Annotated in this window: 1 protein-coding gene; it reads left to right on the forward strand. The window is 75.8% G+C overall.

What is annotated here, in order from left to right:
• Positions 1–3: 3 nt before the first annotated feature.
• Positions 4–22,992 (forward strand): type I polyketide synthase, encoded by a 22,989-nt coding sequence (locus AB0F15_RS37980; RefSeq protein WP_360281425.1) that lies wholly within the window; start codon positions 4–6, stop codon positions 22,990–22,992.

Raw genomic sequence — 22,992 nt, forward strand, 5'->3', positions numbered from 1 at the left:
GACATGGGTGTTGACAGGACCGGTGGCAGTAGCAACGAGGAACAGCTCCGGAACTACCTGAAACGGGCCGGCGCGGATCTGCAGCGCACCCGCCGGCGGGTGCAGGAGCTGGAGGAAGCGAGTTCCGAGCCGGTGGCCATCATCGGGATGAGCTGCCGGTTCCCCGGCGGTGTCACCAGCCCGGAGGACCTGTGGCGGATGGTCGCGGAGGGCCGCGACGGCATCACCCCGTTCCCCGGCGACCGCGGCTGGCAGCTCGACGAGCTCGGCACGTCGGCGACGCTTTCCGGTGGGTTCCTCCCCGACGCGAGCCGGTTCGACGCCGACTTCTTCGGCATCTCGCCGCGTGAGGCGCTGGCCATGGACCCACAGCAGCGGGTGCTGCTGGAGACCGCGTGGGACGCCTTCGAGCGGGCCCGCATCGACCCGGCCGCACTCAAGGGCACTCCGACCGGCGTCTTCGTCGGCGCGATGCCGCAGGACTACCGGGTCGGCCCGGGCGACAACGTCGAGGGCTTCCAGCTCACCGGCAACACCACCAGCGTGATCTCCGGCCGGCTGGCCTACTGCTTCGGCACGGTCGGCCCGACGGTCACGGTGGACACCGCGTGCTCGTCTTCGCTCGTCGCCCTGCACCTGGCCGCCCAGGCGCTGCGCGGCGGGGAGTGCTCCCTGGCCATCGCGGGCGGCGTGACGGTGATGCCCAGCCCGCTGACCTTCCTGGAGTTCAGCAAGCAGGGCGGCTTGGCCGCGGACGGCTACTGCCGGTCCTTCGCCGACTCCGCCAACGGAACCGGCTGGGCCGAGGGCGTCGGCCTGCTGGTGCTCGAAAAGCTGTCCGACGCGCGCCGCAACGGGCACCGGATCCTGGCCGTGGTGCGAGGGTCCGCGGTGAACTCCGACGGCGCGTCCAACGGCCTGACCGCCCCGAACGGCCCCTCGCAGGAGCGGGTGATCGAACAGGCGCTGGCCAGCGCCCGGCTGGCCGCCGACCAGGTGGACGCGGTCGAGGCGCACGGCACCGGCACCACGCTCGGCGACCCGGTGGAGGCGCAGGCGCTGCTGGCCGTCTACGGCCGCAACCGCCCGGCCGCACGGCCGCTGCTGCTGGGCTCGGTGAAGTCCAACCTCGGCCACACCCAGGCCGCGGCCGGCGTGGCCGGCGTCATCAAGATGGTGCTGGCGATGCGCCACGGCGTGCTGCCCCGGACCCTGCACGTGGACCGGCCGTCGTCCCATGTGGACTGGAGCAGCGGCGCGGTCCGGCTGCTGACCGAACGCACGCCGTGGCCGGAGACCGGAGAGCCGCGCCGGGCCGCGGTGTCGTCGTTCGGCTTGAGCGGCACCAACGCGCACACCATCATCGAGCAGGCCCCGGCCGAGGACCCGGCGCCGCGTGCGGCGCCGGGTGCGGGCGCGCTGCCCCTGGTGCTGTCCGCGCGGACCCGGGATGCCCTGCAGGAGCAGGCCGAGCGCCTGCTGCCGCTGCTGTCGGAGGAAACCGCCGACCTGCGCGACCTCGCCTACTCGCTGGCGACCACCCGGACCGGGTTCGAGCACCGGGCGGTCGTGGTGGCCGGGGACCGCGAGGCCGCGGTCGCCGGGCTGTCGGCCGTGCGCGACGACGCGGCCGGAGTGGCCGGGGTGGTTCGCGGTGCGGCCCGCGGCCGGCCGAAGCTGGCCGTCCTGTTCACCGGGCAGGGCGCGCAGCGGCTGGCCGCCGGCCGGGAACTGCACGGCCGGTTCGGTGTCTTTGCCGAGGCGTTCGACGCGGTGTGCGCCGAGTTCGACGCCCACCTGGACCGCCCGCTGCGCGAGGTCGTCTGGGGCGAGGACGCGGAGACCCTGGATCGGACCGAGTACGCGCAGCCGGCGCTGTTCGCCCTCGAGGTCGCGCTCTACCGGCTGGCCGAATCCTGGGGCGTGCGCCCGGATTTCCTGGCCGGCCACTCGATCGGTGAGCTGGCCGCCGCGCACGTGGCCGGGGTGTTTTCGCTGGCCGACGCGGTCACGCTGGTTGCCGCGCGCGGCCGGTTGATGCAGGCACTGCCGGCCGGCGGCGCGATGGTCGCGGTCCGGGCGGCCGAGGCCGACGTGCTGCCCCTGCTGGCCGGGCGCGAGGACGAAGTCGCGCTGGCCGCCGTCAACGGCCCCGAATCGGTGGTGCTCTCCGGTGACGAGGACGCGGTGCTGGACATCGCCGGTCACTTCGCGAAGTCGAAGCGGCTGCGGGTCTCGCACGCCTTCCACTCGCCGCGGATGGCGCCGATGCTGGCGGAGTTCCGCGCGGTCGTCGCCGGGCTGGACGCTCGCGAACCGCTGCTGCCGCTGGTGTCGAACCTGACCGGCGAGCCGGCCACGGTGGCCGAGCTGACGTCACCCGGCTACTGGGTCGAGCACGTCCGCCGTCCGGTGCGGTTCGCCGACACCGCCGCCTGGCTGCACGAGCACGGCGTGCACACCTTCCTCGAGCTCGGCCCCGACGGCTCGCTCAGCGCGCTGGTCCGCGAGTCCGTGGCCGACGCCGCGGTGTTCGCGGCGCTGCGCCCGGGCCGGGACGAGCAGGCCACCCTCACCACGGCGGTCGGCGGGCTGCACGCCTCGGGCGTGCCGGTCCGCTGGGAGAACTACTTCGCGGGCGCCGACGCCCGGCCGGTCGACCTGCCCACCTACCCGTTCCAGCGCAAGCGCTTCTGGCCCAAGGACGTCGCCCGCACGGCCGGCGACCTGCGGGCGGCCGGACTGGGGCCGACCGGGCACCCGCTGCTGTCCGCCGCGGTCGTGCTGGCCGGCGCGGACGGCCAGCTGCTGACCGGCAGGCTGTCGGCGCAGACCCAGCCCTGGCTGGCCGACCACGTGGTGGGCGGCAGCCTGCTGCTGCCCGCGACCGCCCTGCTGGAGCTGGCCGTCCGGGCCGGCGACGAGGTCGGCTGCGAGCACGTGGCCGAGCTGACCCTGGCCGCGCCCGTGGTGCTGCCCGAGCAGGGCGGCGTGCAGGTGCAGGTGTGGATCGGCGCGCCGGACGCCACCGGTCAGCGCGCGCTGACCGTCTACGGCCGGCCGGACGACGCCGATGACCCCCCGTGGACCGAGCACGCCACCGGGCTGCTCGGTACCGGCCCGGCCGTGGCGCCCGAACCCGTCGAGTGGCCGGCGGACGCCGAGCCGGTCGACACCGGAGACCTGTACGAGCGACTGGCCGGCGACGGCTTCGGCTACGGCCCGGCCTTCCGCGGCCTGCGGGCCGCCTGGCGGCAGGGCACGGACGTGTTCGCCGAGGTGACCCTGCCGGAGGCGGTGACCGGGGACGCCGGCGCGTTCGGCATCCACCCGGCGCTGCTGGACGCGGCGCTGCACGCCCTGCCGTTCGTGGACCTGGGCACCACGCGGGGCGGCCTGCCGTTCGCCTGGAGCGACGTCCGCCTGCACGCCACCGGTTCCACCACCGTCCGGGTCCGGCTCCGGCCGGTCCGCGAGGGCGTGGCCGCACTGGAGCTCACCGACCCCACCGGGGCACCGGTGCTCTCGGTGGGCTCGCTGGCCGTGCGCGCGCCGGGCGCGGCCGGCGCCGCAGCCACCGGCCGCGACCTGTACCGGCTGGACTGGACGGCCGTCCCGGCCGAAGCGGCCGAGAGCACCGGATCGATCGCCGTGCTCGGCGACGACCCGTTCGGGCTGGACTTCCGGACCACCGACACCGCGCCGGCCGTGGTGCTGCGTCCGGTCGCCGGGCAAGCCGGCCCCGAAGCGGTGCACGCGCTGACCGCCGAGGTGCTGGCCGACCTGCAGAACTGGCTGTCCGACGGCGCACCGGGCCGGCTGGCCTTCGTGACCCGGGGCGCGATCGGCCCTGAGCCCGCCGATCTGGCCGGGGCGGCCGTGTGGGGCCTCGTCCGCGCCGCGCAGGCGGAGCACCCGGGCCGGTTCGTCCTGCTCGACCTCGACGCCGACACGGAGTCCGCCGCGATGATCCCGGCGGCCCTGGCCACCGGGGAGCCGCAGCTGGCCCTCCGCGGCGGCGCCCTGTTGGCCGCCAGGCTGGCCCGTGCCACCGCGGAGCCCGACGTCACCACCGAGGATGTCGCCTGGCCCGAGTCCGGGACCGTGGTGATCACCGGCGGAACCGGCGGCCTGGGCGCGGTGCTGGCCCGGCACCTGGTGACCGAGCGCGGCGTGCGGCGGCTGCTCCTGCTGTCCCGCCGGGGCGCGGGCGCCCCCGGCGCCGCCGAGCTGCTGACCGAGCTGACCGAGGCCGGCGCCGACGTCACCGCGGTGGCGTGTGACGCGGCCGACCGGGGCGCGCTGGCCGAAGCGCTGGCCGGGGTGCCGGCCGAACACCCGGTGACGGCGGTGGTGCACACCGCCGGCGTGCTGGACGACGGGATGGTCGGATCGCTGACCCCGGAGCGGCTGTCGGCGGTGCTGCGGCCCAAGGTGGACGCCGCCTGGAACCTGCACGAGCTCGCCGGCGACGTGGCGAAGTTCGTGCTGTTCTCCTCGGTCGCCGGGCTGACCGGCGCGGCCGGGCAGGCCAACTACGCGGCGGGCAACGCCTTCCTGGACGCGCTGGCCGCCCACCGGCGGGCGACCGGACGGCCGGCGCTGTCCCTGGCCTGGGGTCCCTGGGCCGAGGCCGGGATGGCCGCCGAGAGCGCGCGCCGACGGTTGCAGCGCACCGGCGTGCCGCCGCTGTCCGTGACGCAGGGACTGGCCCTGTTCGACGCGGCCGAGCGGGTGGCCGCCCCCGTCGTCGCGCCGGTCCGGCTGGACCTGCTGGTGCTGCGGACCGCGGGCGAGGTCTCGTCGGTGCTGCGCGGCCTGATCCGCGTTCCGGTCCGCCGCACCGCGGCCGCCGGCGCGGCACTGGTGGCCGGGCTGGACGCCAAGCGGAGCCGGGAGGCCGTGCTGGACCTGGTCCGCACCCGGGTCGCCGGGGTGCTCGGACACGCCGACGCCGCGTCCGTCGACCCGGACCGCCCGTTCTCCGAACTCGGGTTCGACTCGCTGACCGCGGTCGAACTGCGCAACCAGCTCAGCGCCGCGACCGGGCTGCGCACCCCGGCCACGCTGATCTTCGACCACCCCACGGTGCGTGCGCTGGCGGCGTACCTGCTGGACGGACTGCTCGGCGCGGACACGCCGGAAACCGTGGCCACCGGCTCCCGCGACCTCGCCGACGACCCGATCGTCATCGTCGGCATGGACTGCCGCTACCCGGGCGGAGTGCGCTCGCCAGAGGACCTGTGGCGGGTCGTCACCGAAGGCGTGGACGTCATCTCCGGGTTCCCGGTCAACCGGGGCTGGGACCTCGACGCCCTCTACGACCCGGACCCGGACCACCCGGGCACCTGCTACACCCGCAGCGGTGGTTTCCTGCACGACGCGGGCGAATTCGACCCGGCCTTCTTCGGCATGAGCCCGCGGGAGGCGCTGGCCACCGACTCGCAGCAGCGGCTGCTGCTGGAGGTGTCCTGGTCGGCCGTCGAGCGCGCCGGCGTGGACCCCCTCTCGCTGCGCGGCAGCCGCACCGGCGTGTTCGCCGGCGTGATGTACGGCGACTACAGCACGGTTCTCTCGGACGCCGAGTTCGAGGGGTACCGCGGCACCGGCAGCTCCACCAGTGTCGTCTCCGGCCGGGTGGCCTACACCCTCGGGCTGGAGGGGCCGGCCGTCACGGTCGACACCGCGTGCTCGTCCTCGCTCGTCGCGCTGCACTGGGCGATGCAGGCGCTGCGCGCCGGTGACTGCGATCTGGCCCTGGCCGGTGGCGTCACGGTGATGGCCTCACCCGGCGCGTTCATCGAGTTCGCCCGGCAGCGCGGGCTGTCCCCGGACGGCCGCTGCAAGGCCTACTCCGACGCGGCCGACGGCGTGGCCTGGTCCGAGGGCGTCGGCGTGCTGGTGCTGGAACGGCAGTCCGACGCGATCCGCCACGGTCACCACGTGCTGGCCGTCGTCGCGGGTTCGGCGGTCAACTCCGACGGCGCGTCCAACGGCCTGACCGCGCCCAACGGGCCGTCGCAGCAGCGGGTGATCCGCCAGGCACTGGCGTCCGCCGGGCTGTCCACTTCGGACGTCGATGTCGTGGAGGGGCACGGCACCGGCACCACGCTGGGCGATCCGATCGAGGCGCAGGCGGTGCTGGCGACCTACGGCCGGGACCGCGAGACCCCCGTGCTGCTGGGTTCGGTGAAGTCCAACCTCGGGCACACCCAGGCCGCGGCCGGGGTGGCCGGGGTGATCAAGATGGTGCAGGCGATGCGCCACGGCGTCGTCCCGCGCACCCTGCACGTCGACGCACCTTCCTCCCACGTGGACTGGACGGCCGGCGCGGTGGGCCTGCTGCGCGAGCAGGCGGAGTGGCCCGCGGCCGGCCGGCCGCGCCGGGCCGCGGTCTCCTCCTTCGGGTTCAGCGGCACCAACGCCCACGTCATCCTCGAACAACCGGCCGTCGTGGCGCCGGCCGAGCCCGCTCCGCCGGTGCGCGCGCCCTGGCTGCTTTCCGGACGGTCCGGTGGCGCGCTGCGCGACCAGGCCGCCCGGCTGGCCGCCCGCCTCGCCGCCGACCCCGGGCTCGACCCCGCCGACGTGGCGTTCTCGCTGGCCACCACCCGCTCCCGGTTCGAGCACCGGGCCGCCGTGCTGGCCGAGGACACCGACAGCAGGGTGCGGGCGCTGACCGCGCTGGCCGGCGACCGGCCCGATCCCGCGCTGGTGACCGGGGAGCCGGCCGGCGGCCGGCTGGCCCTGCTCTTCGCCGGCCAGGGGAGCCAGCGGCCGGGGATGGGTCACGAGCTGTACCGGCGGTACCCGGCCTTCGCGGCCGCGTTCGACGCGGTGGCCGAAGCGCTGGCCCCGCAGCTCGACCGGCCACTGGCCGAAGTGCTGTTCGCGGCGCCCGGCTCGGCCGAGGCCGAGCTGCTCGACACGACCGGCTGGGCGCAGCCCGCGCTGTTCGCACTGGAGGTGTCGCTGTTCCGGCTGCTGGAGTCCTGGGGGGTCGAGCCGGACCGGCTGGCCGGCCATTCGATCGGTGAGATCGCCGCGGCGCACGTGGCCGAGGTGCTCTCGCTGGCCGACGCGGCGACGCTGATCGGCGCGCGGGGCCGCCTGATGCAGGCGCTGCCGTCCGGCGGCGCGATGGTCGCGGTGCAGGCCACCGAAGACGAGGTGGCCGCGCTGGCCGACGGCGAGACCGTGGACGTCGCGGCCGTGAACGGACCGCACTCGGTGGTGCTGGCCGGTGACGAGGACGCGGTGCTGGCCGCCGCGGCCACCTTCGCCGGGCAGGGCCGCCGCACCAAACGCCTGCGCGTCTCGCACGCCTTCCACTCGGCCCGGATGGACGCCATGCTGGCCGGGTTCCGGGCCGTGGTGGCGACGCTGACCTTCCACCCGCCGCGCATCCCGGTCGTGTCCGCCCTGACCGGCGAGCCCGCCACCGCCGAGCAACTCGGCGATCCGGAGCACTGGGTGCGGCACGTGCGTGCCACCGTGCGCTTCGCCGACGCTGTCCGCGCCATGGCCGCCGAGGGGGTGACCACCTTCGCCGAGCTGGGCCCGGACGGTGTGCTCTCGGCCATGGTGCAGGACATCCTGGCCGGCCAGGCGGACGAGGCCGGCTGCGTGCCCGTGCTGCGGGCCGACCGGGACGAGGAGACCGCGCTGCTCGGCGCACTCGGCGCACTGCACACCGCCGGCGTGGACCTCGACTGGCGCGCCTTCTTCGCCGGCCGCGACGCCCGCTGGGTCGACCTGCCCACCTACGCCTTCCAGTACGAGTCCTTCTGGCCGCAGGCCACCGCCCGGACCGCGGCCGACCCGGCCGACGACCGGTGGTGGGCGGCGGTGGAGCGGGGCGACGCCGGGGAACTGGCCGAGGTCATCGGGCTGGGTGACGCCCAGCGCGCGGCCCTGGACTCGGTGCTGCCGGCGCTGTCGAACTGGCGGCAGCACCGCGCCGAACGAGCCCGGCTGGACACCTGGCGCTACCGGGTGGACTGGGCGCCGCTGGCGATCGAGCCCGGCCTCCTGTCCGGCGACTGGGTGCTGGTCACCACCGGCGACGAACCGGAGCTGGCCGCCGCGCTCGCCGAGCGGGGCGCGCAGGTGCGCACGCTGCTGCTGACCGAGTCCGACGTGGACAGTGCGGGGCCTGCCGAACGGATCGGCGCGTGCGACGGCGTGGTCGCCGTCCTCGGCTCCGCGGAGGACGCCGCCGGGCTGCCGCTGGGCTTCGCGCTCGGTGTCACGCTGGCCCGGACCGTCTCGAGTCCACTGTGGATCATTACCCGGGACGCGGAAACCGATCCGGGGCAGGCGATGCTCTGGGGGCTCGGCCGCACCGCGGCGCTGGAGTACCCGCAGACCTGGGGCGGCCTGATCGACGTGCCCGCCGAGCTCGACGCCGACGACGCCCGCTCGGTCGCCGCCGTGCTGTCCGCGCCGGACGGCGAGGACCAGCTCGCCGTCCGCGGCGGGGCGGTGTCCGGCCGGCGGCTGGTGCACCACCCCGCCGCCGGCCGGGAACCGGCCGGGGAGTTCACCGCCCGCGGCACCGTGCTGGTCACCGGCGGCACCGGCGGCCTGGGTGGCGAGGTGGCCCGCTGGCTGGCCCGCCACGGCGCGCAGCGCCTCGTGCTGACCAGCCGCCGCGGCCCGGACGCGGCCGGCGCAGCCGGACTGCGGGCCGAGCTGACCGAGCTCGGCGCGGACCACGACCTCGCCGTCGACATCGTGGCCTGCGACGTCGCCGACCTCGAAGCGCTGCGCGCGGTGCTGGACGCCATCCCGGAGGACACCCCGCTGACCGGCGTGGTGCACACCGCCGGCGTCGCCGACCGCGCTCCGCTGGCCGAGGTCGGCCTGGCCGACCTGGCCGCCACGGTGTCGGCCAAAGCCGCCGGCGCCGCCAATCTCGACCACCTGCTCGGCGACCGCGAGCTGGACCTGTTCGTGCTGTTCGGCTCGATCGCCGGGGTGATCGGCAGCGGTGGCCAGACCGGGTACAGCGCGGCCAACGCGGCCCTCGACGCCCTCGCCCGGCGGCGGCACGCCCGCGGCCTGACCGCCACCTCGATCGCCTGGGGCCCCTGGGCCGGCTCCGGCATGGCCGCGCAGGACGCCGGGACCGGCACCCTGGGCCGCCGGGGGCTGGCCTTCCTGCCGGTGCGCTCCGCCCTGGCCGAGCTGGGCCGCGCGATCGCGCACCGGGACGTGACGGTGACCGTCGTCGACGCGGACTGGGCGACCTACGTCCCGGTGTTCACCGCGTCCCGGTCCAGCGCCCTGCTGACCGGCCTGCCGGAGGCGCGGGCGCTGACGGCGCCGGGCGCCGGGAACTCCGTGTGGGCGGCCGAACTCGCCGGGAAGTCACCCGAGGACCAGGAGCGGCTGCTGGTCGAGCTGGTTCGCGGCGAGGCGGCGGCGGTGCTCGGGCACGGCTCGGCCGACGCGGTCTCCGAGCGCCGCGCGTTCCAGGACGTGGGGTTCGATTCGCTGACCGCGGTCGAGCTGCGCGGGCGGCTGGTCAAGCTCACCGGCTGCGCCCTGCCCAGCACCCTGGTGTTCGACTACCCGACCCCGCGCGCACTGGCCGGGTACCTGCGGGAGCAACTGCTGGACGACGTCGCCGCGGCCGCTCCGGTGGCCGCCGCGGCCGGGACCGACGAGCCGATCGCCATCATCGGGATGAGCTGCCGGTTCCCCGGCGGCGTGCACAGCCCGGAGCAGCTGTGGGAACTGGTGCTCGGGGGCGTGGACGCGATCAGCGGGTTCCCGGTCGGCCGCGGCTGGGAAGGCGCCGTCACCTTCGACCCGGACCCGGACCGCGGCGGCGGCACCGTCACCACCCAGGGCGGGTTCCTGCACGATGCCGGTGACTTCGACCCGGGCTTCTTCGGAATCTCCCCGCGGGAAGCCCTGTCCATGGATCCCCAGCAGCGCCTGCTGCTGGAGACGACCTGGGAGGCGTTCGAGCGGGCCGGGATCGACCCGCACACCCTGCGGGGCAGCGGCACCGGCACCTTCATCGGCTCCAGCTACCAGGAGTACGGCGGCCGGGGCAACGCCGAACTGGAAGGTCACGCCGTCACCGGCCAGATCCCCAGCGTGCTCTCCGGCCGGCTGGCCTACGTGTTCGGCCTGGAGGGCCCGGCGGTCACCGTGGACACCGCGTGTTCGTCGTCGCTGGTCGCGCTGCACCTGGCCTGCCAGTCGCTGCGCAACGGCGAGACCACGATGGCCGTCGCCGGCGGGGCGACCGTGATGACCAACCCCGGGCCCTTCGTCGCCTTCTCCCGCCAGCGCGGCCTGGCCGCGGACGGCCGGTCCAAGGCGTTCTCCGCGTCGGCCGACGGCATGGCGCTGGCCGAAGGCGTCGGCATCCTGCTGGTCGAGCGGCTGTCCGACGCCCGGGCCAACGGGCACCCGGTGCTGGCCGTGGTGCGGGGCAGCGCCATCAACCAGGATGGCGCGTCCAACGGGCTCACCGCGCCCAACGGCCCTGCCCAGCAGCGGGTGATCCGGCAGGCGCTGGCCAACGCGCACCTCGCGTCCACCGAGATCGACGTGGTGGAGGCGCACGGCACCGGCACGCCGCTGGGCGACCCGATCGAGGTGCAGGCGCTGCAGGCCACCTACGGCCGGGACCGCGACACCGCGCACCCGCTGTGGCTCGGTTCGATCAAGTCCAACATCGGGCACAGCCAGTCCGCCGCCGGCGTGGCCAGCGTGATCAAGATGGTGATGGCGCTGCGCGAGGGCGTGCTGCCCAGAACCCTCTACGCCGAAGACCCCTCGCCGCACATCGACTGGAGCGACGGCACCGTGGTGCCGCTGACCGAGCCGGTCGCCTGGGCCACCGACGGGCGCCCGCGTCGCTGCGCCGTGTCGTCGTTCGGCGTCAGCGGCACCAACGCGCACACCGTGCTGGAGCAGGCCCCGGCCCCGGCGAAGCAGCCGGCGGACCCCGGGCCCGAGCCCGCGGCCGCCGCGGCGGACCGGCCGGTGCCGTGGGTGCTTTCCGCCCGCAGCCCGGCCGCCCTGCGCGGGCAGGCCGAGAAACTGCTGCCCGTGGCCGGGCACGACCCGGCCGCGGTCGGCCGCTCGCTGCTCACCTCGCGAGCCCGCCTGGAGCACCGCGCGGTGGTCGTCGGCGCCGGCGCCGAGCTGCCCGAGCACCTGAACGCCTACTCCCGCGGGGTCCGCGGCGGCGTGGTCGAGGGCGTGGCCGACGTGGACGGCAAGATGGTGTTCGTCTTCCCCGGGCAGGGTTCGCAGTGGGCCGGGATGGGCGCGCGGCTGCTGGACGCCTCGCCGGTGTTCGCCGAGCGGATGGCCGAGTGCGCCGCCGCGCTGGCCCCCTTCGTCGACTTCTCCCTGCTGGACGTCCTGCGCAGCGGCGCGGACCTGGACCGGGTGGAGGTGATCCAGCCGGCGTCGTTCGCGGTGATGGTGTCGCTCGCCGCGCTCTGGCAGTCCCGGGGCGTCCGCCCGGCCGCCGTGCTCGGGCACTCCCAGGGCGAGATCGCCGCCTCCGTGGTGGCCGGGGCCCTGTCGCTGTCCGACGGCTGCCGGGTCGTGGCCCTGCGCAGCCAGGCCATCGCCCGCCGGCTGGCCGGGCAGGGCGCCATGATGTCGGTGCCGCTGCCGGCCGCCGAGGTCACCGAGCGGATCGCGCGGTTCGGCGGCGGGGTGTCGGTGGCCGCGCTGAACGGCCCGCGCTCGATCGTCGTCTCGGGCATCCCGGAAGCCGTCGACGAGCTGTTCGCCGAGCTCACCGCCGGGAACATCCGGGCCCGCCGCATCGACGTGGACTACGCCTCGCACTCGGCCCAGGTCGAGGAACTGCACGAGGAGCTACTGGCCGCACTGGCCGGGCTGGCCCCGCGAACCCCGGAGGTGCCGTTCTTCTCCACCCTCACCGGCGACTGGCTGGGCGAGCGGCCGCTGGACGCCGAGTACTGGTACCGGAACCTGCGGCAGACCGTGCGGTTCGAGCCGGCCGTGCGGGCGTTGCTGGCCCAGGGGCACCAGGCCTTCATCGAAACCAGCGCGCACCCGGTGCTGACCTTCGGCGTCCAGGAGACCGTGGACGACGCCGGGGGGCGGGCCGTGGTCGTGGGCACGCTGCGCCGGGACAACGACAGCTGGACGCGGGTGCTCACCTCCTTCGCCGAAGCCTTCGTGCGGGGCGTGCCGGTAGACCTCGCCGCCGAGTTCGCCGGGGGCACGGCCACCGTCGAACTGCCCACCTACGCCTTCCAGCACGAGCACTACTGGCTCCCGCTCAACGCCGGCGCGACGGCCGTGGCCGACCCTGCTGACCAGGAGTTCTGGGACGCGGTCGAGCAGGCCGACGTCGACGCGCTCAGCGCCGGCCTCGCGGTGGACCGGGACTCGCTGGCCGCGGTGCTGCCCGGGTTGTCGTCCTGGCGCAAGCAGCGCCAGGACCGCACCACCGTGGACGGCTGGCGCTACCGGGTCGGCTGGACCCCGCTGGGCGCTACACCCCCGGCCACCCTGTCGGGCACCTGGCTGCTGGTCACCGCGGCCACCGACGACAGCGCGGACGAGGAACTGGCCGCGGTGCTCACCGGGCACGGGGCCCAGGTGCGGCGGCTGGTGTTCGACGGCGAGCTGCCCGAGCTGCCCGAACTGAGCGGCATCGTCTCGACCCTGGCCACCGCCGAGGAGCCGCACGACGAGCACCCCGCCCTGACCCGTGGCCTGGCCCTGAGCGTGCAGCTCGTCCAGGCACTGGGTGCGGCCGGGATCGACGCCCCGCTGTGGTTGCTGACCCGCGGCGCGGTGGCCACCGGCCACGCCGACACCGTCGCCAACCCGCTCCAGGCCCAGGTCCTCGGACTGGGCTGGACCGCCGCGGTGGAGCACCCGGAGCGCTGGGGCGGCGTGCTCGACCTGCCCGCCGAGCTGGACCGCCGCGGCGGCGACCGGCTGGCGGCCGCGCTGTCCGGCGCCACCGGCGAAGACCAGCTGGCCATCCGCGCCGCCGGCGTGTTCGGCCGCCGCGTGGTGCGGGCCCCGGCCGGCGACCGCGCGCCGGCGCGGACCTGGACCCCGCGCGGCACCACGCTGATCACCGGCGGCACCGGCACCCTGGCCCCGCACCTGGCCCGCTGGCTGGCCGGGCAGGGCGCCGAGCACATCGTGCTGACCAGCCGCACCGGCGCCGAGGCCCCGAAGGCCCGGCAGCTGCTGGCGGAGCTGGGCGAGACCGTCGAGGCGGTGGCCTGCGACGTCACCGACAAGGCGGCGCTGGCCGCCCTGCTGGCGCGGTTGCGGGCCGAGGGCCGGACCGTGCGGAACGTGGTGCACACAGCCGCCGTGATCGAGCTCCACACACTGGCCGAGACCGACCTGGCCGCGTTCTCCCGGACCGTGCACGCCAAGGTGGTGGGCGCGCGCAACCTGGACGAGCTGCTCGACACCGACGAGCTCGATGCGTTCGTGCTGTACTCCTCCACCGCCGGCCTGTGGGGCACCGGCGCGCACGCCGCCTACGTGGCCGGCAACGCGTACCTGCACGCGCTGGCGGCCCACCGGCGCGCCCGGGGGCTGCGGGCCACCGCGCTGTCGTGGGGCATCTGGGCCGACGACCGCGAACTCGGCCGGGTCGACCCGGAGCAGATCGTGCGCAGCGGCCTGGTGTTCATGGCGCCGGAGCTGGCCCTGGAGGGCCTGCGCCGGGCGCTGGACGACGACGAGACCGCGCTGGCCGTGGCCGATCTCGACTGGGAGCGGTACTACCCGGTCTACACGGCCGTCCGGCCGACGCCGCTGTTCGACGAGCTGCCCGAGGTGCGGCGGCTCACCGAGGCCGCCGCCGCCACGGCCGCCACCGGCGCGGGCGGCGAGTTCGCCGCCCGGCTGCGCACGCTGCCCGAGGCCGAGCGCGCCCACCTGCTGCTGGAACTGGTCCGGGCCGCGGCCGCGGCCGTGCTGGGCCACGCGTCGGCCGACGCGCTGCCCGAGGACCGCGCCTTCCGCGACGTCGGCTTCGACTCGGTCACCGCGGTCGACCTGCGCAACCGGATCTCCGCCGGCACCGGCCTGACCCTGCCCGCCACCATGGTGTTCGACCACCCGACGCCGAGGCGGCTGGCCGGGTTCCTGGCCGCCACGATCACCGGCTCGGGTGCCGTCGAGCAGGCACCGGCCGTGGCCGGCGTGGACACCGGCGAGCCCGTCGCCATCATCGGGATGGCCTGCCGCTACCCGGGTGGCGCGAACACCCCGGAACGGTTGTGGGACCTGGTCGTGGGCGGCGTGGACGCCATCTCCGGCTTCCCGGCCGACCGCAACTGGCCGACCGACGCGCTCTACGACCCGGACCCGGACGCCGGCGGTAAGACCTATTCGGTGCAGGGCGGCTTCCTGCACGAAGCGGCCGAGTTCGACCCGGGCTTCTTCGGCATCTCGCCGCGGGAGGCGCTGTCCATGGATCCGCAGCAGCGCCTGCTGCTGGAGACGGCGTGGGAGGCGTTCGAGCGGGCCGGGATCGACCCGCACACGCTGCGGGGCAGCGGCACCGGCACCTTCGTCGGGGCCAGCTACCAGGACTACACCGCGGCCGTGTCCGGCGCGGTGGACAACGCTGACGGCCACATGATCACCGGCTCGCTGGGCAGCATCCTGTCCGGCCGGCTCTCCTACCTGTTCGGGCTGGAGGGCCCGGCGGTCACCCTGGACACCGCCTGCTCGTCGTCGCTGGTCGCCATCCACCTGGCCGCGCAGTCGCTGCGGTCGGGGGAGAGCAGCCTGGCGCTGGCCGGCGGGGTGAGCGTGATGGCGACGCCGGGGGCGTTCGTCGGCTTCTCGCGCCAGCGCGCACTGGCCACGGACGGCCGCTGCAAGGCCTACTCGGACCGGGCCGACGGCATGACCCTCGGCGAGGGCGTCGGCCTGGTGCTGCTGGAGAAGCTGTCCGATGCGCAGCGCAACGGGCACCGGATCCTGGCGGTGGTCCGGGGTTCGGCCACGAACCAGGACGGCGCGTCCAACGGCATGACCGCGCCCAGCGGCCCGTCCCAGCAGCGGGTGATCCGGCAGGCGCTGGCCAACGCGCGGCTCTCGGCGTCCGAGGTGGACGTGATCGAGGGCCACGGCACCGGCACCGCGCTGGGCGACCCGATCGAGGCTCAGGCCCTGTTGGCCACCTACGGCCAGGACCGGGAACGGCCGCTGCTGCTCGGCTCGGTGAAGTCCAACATCGGCCACACCCAGATGGCCTCCGGCGTGGCCGGCGTGATCAAGATGGTGCAGGCGCTGCGGCACGGGCTGGTACCCAAGACGCTGCACGCGGACGAGCCCTCCACCCACGTCGACTGGAGCACCGGCTCGATCGAGCTGCCGTCCGGCAGCGTGCCGTGGCCGGAGAGCGGCCGGCCGCGCCGGGCCGGCATCTCGTCCTTCGGGCTGAGCGGCACCAACGTGCACACCATCCTCGAACAGGCCCCCGAACCGGCCGCCGAAGCCGGCCCCGAGCCGGAGCCCGGCCTGGTGCCGGTCCCGCTGTCCGGCCGGACGGAAGCAGCGCTGCGCGCCCAGGCCGCGGCCCTGCTGGACACCTTGGACGACGGCGTGTCCCCGGCCGTGCTCGGGTACTCGCTGGCCACCACCCGATCGGCCTTCGAACACCGGGCCGTGCTGCTGGCCGAGGACCACGGCGAACTGCGCCGCGGCTTGGCCGCGCTGGCCGGGGACCGGCCGGACGGCGGCGTGGTGCGGGGCGCCGTGACCCGGGGCCGCACGGCGTTCCTGTTCGCCGGGCAGGGCTCGCAGCGGGCCGGGATGGGTCGCGAGCTGTACGAGTGCCACCCGGTGTTCGCCGACGCGCTGGACGCGGTGCTGGGGCACTTCGACATGCCCCGTGCGCTGCGGGACGTGATGTGGGACGACGATTCCACGGCCCTCGACGAGACGGGGTACACCCAGCCGGCGTTGTTCGCCTTCGAGGTGGCGTTGTTCCGGTTGCTGGAGTCGTGGGGTGTGACGCCGGATTACCTGGCCGGGCATTCGATCGGTGAGATCGCCGCGGCGCACGTGGCGGGGGTGCTGTCGCTGGCCGATGCCTGTGCGTTGGTCGCTGCGCGGGGTGCGCTGATGCAGGCGCTGCCGCCCGGCGGGGCCATGGTGGCGGTGGAGGCCACCGAAGAGGAGGTGACCCCGCTGCTGACCGGCGGCGTGTCGATCGCCGCCGTCAACGGGCCCCGGTCGGTGGTCGTCTCCGGTGCCGAGGCGGCGGTGCTGGCTGTCGCGGCGGAGCTGGCCGGGCGGCTGGGCCGGCGCACCAAGCGGCTGAACACCAGCCACGCGTTCCACTCGCCGTCGATGGATCCGATGCTGGGCGAGTTCGCCCAGGTCGCGCGCGGCCTGACGTACGACGAGCCGCGGATCCCGCTGGTGTCCACGGTGACGGGAGCCGTGGCGACCGCCGACGTGCGGACGCCGGAGTACTGGGTGCGGCACGCACGGGACGCGGTGCGCTTCGCCGACGGCGTGCGCGCGCTGGCCGAGCGTGACGTACGGGTCTTCGTCGAGATCGGCCCGGCCGGTGTGCTTTCCGCCGCGGTGCGGGACGTCCTCGCCGACGCGGTGGCGCTGCCGCTGCAGCGCGCCGACCGGCCCGAGGTGGCCGCCCTGCTGTCCGGCGTGGCCGGGGTGCACGCCCACGGCGGCCGGCTGGACTGGGCGGCGGTCTTCGACGGCGGCACCCGCACGATCGAGCTGCCGACCTACCCGTTCCAGCGCGAGCGTTACTGGCCGGTCGCCGCGCCGGCCGGCACCGCGCCCGGCGCCGGGGACGACGAGTTCTGGACCGCGGTCGACAACGCCGACACCGGGGCCCTGGCCGCCGGGCTCGGCCTCGATCAGGAGACCGTGGCCGCGATGGTGCCGGCGCTGAACACCTGGCGCCGCCGCCGAACCGAGCGTTCGGCACTGGACAACCTGCGCTACCGCCCGGTGTTCACGCCGGTCAGCGGGCTCTCGGGCACGCCATCGGGCCGGTGGCTGGTGCTGCTGCCCGCCGGGCTGGACCGGCCGGACTGGGTCGAGGAAGTCCTGCCCGGCGCCGGCACCTCGGTGGTCGGGGACGACGCCGACCTGAGCGGTGTCGAGGCCGACGGGGTGCTCTCGCTGCTGGCCCTCGCCGATACCCCGGACGACGCCGGCACCCTGCTGACCCGCACCACGAACGCGTTGCGGGAGCTGGGCCGGGCCCGCCTGTGGAGTGTCACCCGCGGCGCGGTCGCGGTGAACCGCACCGAGCGGCCGGACCCCGTGCAGGCCGCTCTGTGGGGGCTCGGCCGGGTCGCGGCCCTGGAACAGCCGTCCGGTTGGGGCGGTCTGGTCGACCTGCCCGCCGAGTTCGACCACACCACCGTGCGCCGGCTGCGGTCCGTGCTGGCCACCGGCCAGAGCGAGGACCAGGTGGCCATCCGGTCTTCCGGCGTGTTCGGCCGCCGCCTGGAGCACGCTCCGGCCACCGGCGAGACCCGGGCCTACACCCCGCGTGGCACCGTGCTGGTCACCGGCGGCACCGGCGGCCTGGGCGGACACCTGGCCCGCTGGCTGCTCGACGCCGGGGCCGAGCGCGTCGTGCTGGCGAGCCGGCGCGGCCCGGCCGCGCCCGGTGCCGCCGCACTGGCCGCGGAACTGGGGGAGCGGGCCGTCATCGTGGCCTGCGACGTCGCCGACTCCGGCGCGGTGGCCGCGCTGCTGACCGACCACCCGGTCACCGCCGTCTTCCACACCGCCGGGGTGCTGCGGGACGGCGTGCTGGACTCGCTCACGCCGGAGATGTTCGCCGACGTGCTGCGGGCCAAGGCGACCGCCGCCCGGGTGCTGCACGAGCAGACCGCCGGGCTCGAGCTGGACGCGTTCGTCCTGTACTCCTCGACCAGCGGTGCGATCGGCGCGGCCGGCCAGGCCAACTACGCGGCCGCCAACGCCTACCTGGACGCACTGGCCTTGCAACGGCGGGCCGACGGCCTGCCCGCCACCTCGATCGCCTGGGGCCCGTGGGCCGGGTCGGGCATGGTGGCCGAGGCGGAAACGGTGGAGAACCGGGTCCGGCGGGGCGGCTTCCGGCCGCTGCAGCCGGAACCGGCCTTGGCCGCGTTGCGCCACGCCATCGAGCACGGGGACACCGAGCTGGCCGTCGCCGACGTGGACTGGGCCCGATTCGCGCCCGCGATCACCGCGCTGCGTCCGGCGCCGCTGCTGGCCGACCTGCCCGAGGTGCGGGCGCTGACCACACCGTCCGTCGGCACCGCGGCGGCCCCGGACGTCCCGGCGGACCCCGCCGGGCTGCTGGACCTGCTGCGGGTGCGGATCGCGGCCGTGCTCGGGCACAGCGACCCGGCCGGGGTGGAAGCCGACCGGGCCTTCCGCGACCTCGGCTTCGATTCGCTGACCACGCTGGAGCTGCGCAACAGCGTGGCCGCGGCGACCGGGCTGACCCTGCCCGCTTCGCTCGTCTACGACTACCCGACCCCGCGCGACCTGGCCGAGCACCTGCACGCCGAGCTGTCCGGGGGCCGGCCCGAGATCACCCCGGTGGCCATCGGGCCGCGGGACCACGACGTCGCCGACGACCCGATCGTCATCGTCGGCATCGGCTGCCGCCTCCCCGGCGGCGTCTCCTCGCCCGAGGACCTGTGGCGGCTGCTGGCCGACGGCGGCGAGGGCATCGTGCCCTTCCCCGCCGACCGCGGCTGGGACCTCGCCGAACTGCACCGGCGCTCGGCCACCGGCAAGGGCGGTTTCCTGCCGGACATCGCGGGCTTCGACGCCGACTTCTTCGGCATCTCGCCGCGTGAGGCGCTGGCCATGGATCCGCAGCAGCGGTTGCTGCTGGAGACGGCGTGGGAGGCGCTGGAGCGCTCCGGCATCGACCCGTCCGCGTTGCGGGGCAGCGACACCGGCGTGTTCGTCGGTACCAACGGCCAGGACTACGTGTCCGTGCTGCGCCGGGCCACCGAGGACCTGGGTGGCCACGTGGCCACCGGCAACACGGCCAGCGTGATGTCCGGCCGGCTGTCCTACACGCTGGGCCTGGAAGGCCCAGCGGTCACCGTGGACACCGCCTGCTCGGCTTCCCTGGTCGCCCTGCACTGGGCCGGCCGAGCCTTGCGCGCCGGTGAGTGCTCGCTGGCCCTCGCCGGTGGTGTCTCGGTGATGTCCGGCCCGGGCTCGTTCGTGGAGTTCAGCCGCCAGGGCGGCCTGGCCGCCGACGGCCGCTGCAAGGCGTTCGGCGAAGGCGCCGACGGCACGGCGTGGTCCGAAGGCGCGGGCATCCTGGTGCTGGAACGCCTCTCCGACGCCGAGCGCAACGGCCACACCGTGTGGGCGGTGGTCCGCGGCACCGCGGTCAACTCCGACGGCGCGTCCAACGGGCTGACCGCCCCCAACGGCCCCGCCCAGCAGCGGGTCATCCGGGCCGCGCTGGCCGACGCCGGGCTGCGGCCGGCCGAGGTCGACGCGGTCGAGGCGCACGGAACGGGCACCGCGCTGGGCGATCCGGTCGAGGCGCACGCCCTGATGGCCGGCTACGGCCGGGATCGTGAGCGCCCGCTGCTGCTCGGTTCGGTCAAGTCCAACCTGGGCCACACCCAGGGCGCGGCCGGCGTGGCCGGGGTGATCAAGATGGTGCTGGCCATGCGGCACGGCGTGCTGCCCGCCACCCTGCACGCCGCCGAGCCCTCCCCGCACGTGACCTGGGACGGTTCGGTCGAGCTGGTGCAGCAGCCCCGTGGCTGGCCGCAGACCGGACGGCCCCGCCGGGCCGGCGTCTCGGCCTTCGGGGTCAGCGGCACCAACGCCCACGTGATCATCGAACAGGCCCCGGCCGTCGAAGCGGCCGTCGCCGAGGACGCCGCGGTGGTGCCGTGGCCGGTCTCGGCCCGGACGCCCGAGGCGGTGCGTGACCAGGTGGCGGCGCTGCGCGCGCTGTCCGGCGTCAGCCGCGCCGCGGTCGGTCGGACCCTCGGCACCGGCCGGGCCGCCTTCGGTCACCGGGCCGCGCTGCTGGCCACCGAAGACGGTGTGGTCGAGCTGGCCACGGGTACGGCCGGGACCGGGCGGACGGCGTTCCTGTTCGCCGGGCAGGGCTCGCAGCGGGCCGGGATGGGTCGCGAGCTGTACGAGTGCCACCCGGTGTTCGCCGACGCGCTGGACGCGGTGCTGGGGCACTTCGACCCGGCCCTGCGCAAGATCATGTGGACCGACGACCCGGACGTCGCCGAAGCCCTCGACGAGACCGGGCACACTCAGCCGGCGTTGTTCGCGATCGAGGTGGCGTTGTTCCGGTTGCTGGAGTCGTGGGGTGTGACGCCGGATTACCTGGCCGGGCATTCGATCGGTGAGATCGCCGCGGCGCACGTGGCGGGGGTGCTGTCGCTGGCCGATGCCTGTGCGTTGGTCGCTGCGCGGGGTGCGCTGATGCAGGCGCTGCCGCCCGGCGGGGCCATGGTTTCGGTGCGCGGCTCCGAGGCCGACGTCGCCGGGCACCTCGGCGAGGGCGTCGCCGTCGCGGCGGTCAACGGGCCCGAGTCGGTGGTGCTGGCCGGGACCGAGGACGCGGTGCTCGCGGCGGCCGGCCGGCTGGAGGCCGCCGGCCACAAGGTCCGCCGCCTGCGGGTCAGCCACGCGTTCCACTCGCCCTTGATGGATCCCGTGCTGGCCGAGTTCGCGACGGTGGCGCGCGGCCTGACCTACCACGAACCGCGGATTCCGCTGGTGTCCACGGTGACCGGGGCGATGGCGACGGACGAGCTGCGGACGCCCGAGTACTGGGTGCGGCACGCGCGGGAGGCGGTGCGCTTCGCCGACGGCGTGCGGACCCTGGCCGAGGCGGGCGTGCGGACCTTCGTGGAGATCGGCCCGGACGGCACCTGCTCGGCCATGGCCGGGCACTGCTTCGCCGGCCTGAGCCCGGAACCGGTGGCCTTGCCGACGTTGCGCGCAACCGGCGAGCAGCACGCGCTGGCCGCGGCGCTGGCCCGGCTGCACGTGTGCGGGGTGGCGGTGGACTGGGCCGCCTACTTCGCCGGGACGCCGCTGGCCGACCTGCCGACCTACCCGTTCCAGCGCGAGCGCTACTGGCCGGAGACGACCACCGGCACAGCCGCCGGCGACCCGCTGGACGCCGAATTCTGGACCGCGGTGGACACCGCCGACGTGGCCTCGCTGGCCGCCACCCTGGACCTGGACGGCGAGTCGCTGAGCCCGGTGCTGCCGGCGCTGGCGAAGTGGCGGCGCGACCGGCACGAGCTGACCGCGACCGGCCGGTGGCGCTACCAGGTGGACTGGGTGCCGGTGCGGCCCACGGCCGAACCGGCCGGACGCTGGCTGGTGCTGGCTCCGGCGGGCTGGGCGGCGGACCCCTGGATCGGTGCGGTGGCCGCCGCGCTCCCCGGCGCCGCCGTGGTGTCCACACTGGACGGAGCGGGTGGTGGGTACGCCGGGGTGCTGTCCCTGCTGGGCGTCGCCGACGATCCGCTGGCCGTGCCCGCGGGGTGGCCGGCCGACCTGTCCGAAGTGGACGCTCCGCTGTGGTGCGTCACCCGGCAGGCCGTGGCCGTGCACGACGAGCCGCCCGTGCCGGGCCAGGCCGCCCTCTGGGGCCGTGGCCGCGTCACCGCGCTGGAGCACCCGGACCGCTGGGGCGGCCTGCTCGACCTGCCGGCCACCCTGGACTCCGAGACACTGGCGGCCTTGCCGGCCGCACTGGCCGCGGACGAGGACCAGCTGGCCCTGCGCGACGGGCAGCTGCTGGCCCGCAGGCTCACCCGGGCCACCGGTCCGGCCGCCGGTCCGGCCGCCGGTCCGTGGCGGCCCAGCGGCACCGTGCTGGTCACCGCGGCCGTGGCCGGCCTGGCCGGCTGGCTCGCCGAACACGGCGCCGAGCGGGTCCTCACCTGGGACCCGGCCACGCCGGTGGACCTGCCCGAGGACCTGAGCGCGGTGCTGGTCGCGCCCTCGGCGACGGCCGACGTGGCCGAGGCGGCGCGCGAGGTCGGCGAGCTGGATCGCCTGCTGGCCGGGCGGGACCCGCTGTTCGTGGCGATCGGCTCCGTCGCCGGCGCCTGGGGGGTGCTCGGCCGGGAAGCGCAGGCGGCCGTCGACGCCTACCTGGCCGCACTCGCCCGCCGCCGTGGCGGCCTGGCCGTGGCGCTGGCCGCGTGGACCGACGCCGAACCGGAGCTGGCCAACCACCTGCGGCTCACCGGCCTGCCGCCAATGGATCCGCAGCTCGTGCCGGCCGCGCTCGGCCGGGCGATCGGCGCCGGCGCGGCGGAAACCGTGCTGGCCGACGTGACCTGGGAACAGTTCGCCCCGGCGTTCACGGCGAAGCGGCCCAGCCGCCTGCTGACCGGCGTCCCGGAGGCCCGGGCCGCGCTGGAGGCGGCCGAACGCGACCGGGTGGACCCGGCCGAGGTGACCGGGGAACTGCGCCGCACCTTGCTGGACCTGCCGGCCGGGGACCGCCTCGGCCACGTGCTCGGCCTGGTGCGCGGCGAGGTCGCCGTGGTGCTGGGGCACGCCGGGACCCGGCGGATCGAGGCCGACCGGCCCTTCAAGGACCTCGGGTTCGACTCGCTGACCGCGATGGACCTGCGGACCCGGCTGAGCGGCACGACCGGGCTGGACCTCCCGGTCACCCTGGCCTTCGACCACCCGACCTCGGCCGCGCTGGCCGAGCACGTGCTGAGCGAGCTGCTGCCGGACTCCGGCACCGGCGGCGCGGACGAAGCACAGCTGCGGGCGCTGCTGAATTCGGTGCCGTTGCAACGGCTGCAGGACATCGGAGTGCTGGAACCGCTGCTGCGGCTGGCCGACGGCCACCCCGACCACCGCCACGACGTGCCGGAACCCGACGACGACGGCGCCATCGACGAGATGGATCTCGACGACCTGGTGCAGGCCGCGTTGAACGGCCGGTCCGGCGACCTGACGCGCGACTGA

The organism is Amycolatopsis sp. NPDC026612 (assembly GCF_040638285.1).
Taxonomy (GTDB): domain Bacteria; phylum Actinomycetota; class Actinomycetes; order Mycobacteriales; family Pseudonocardiaceae; genus Amycolatopsis.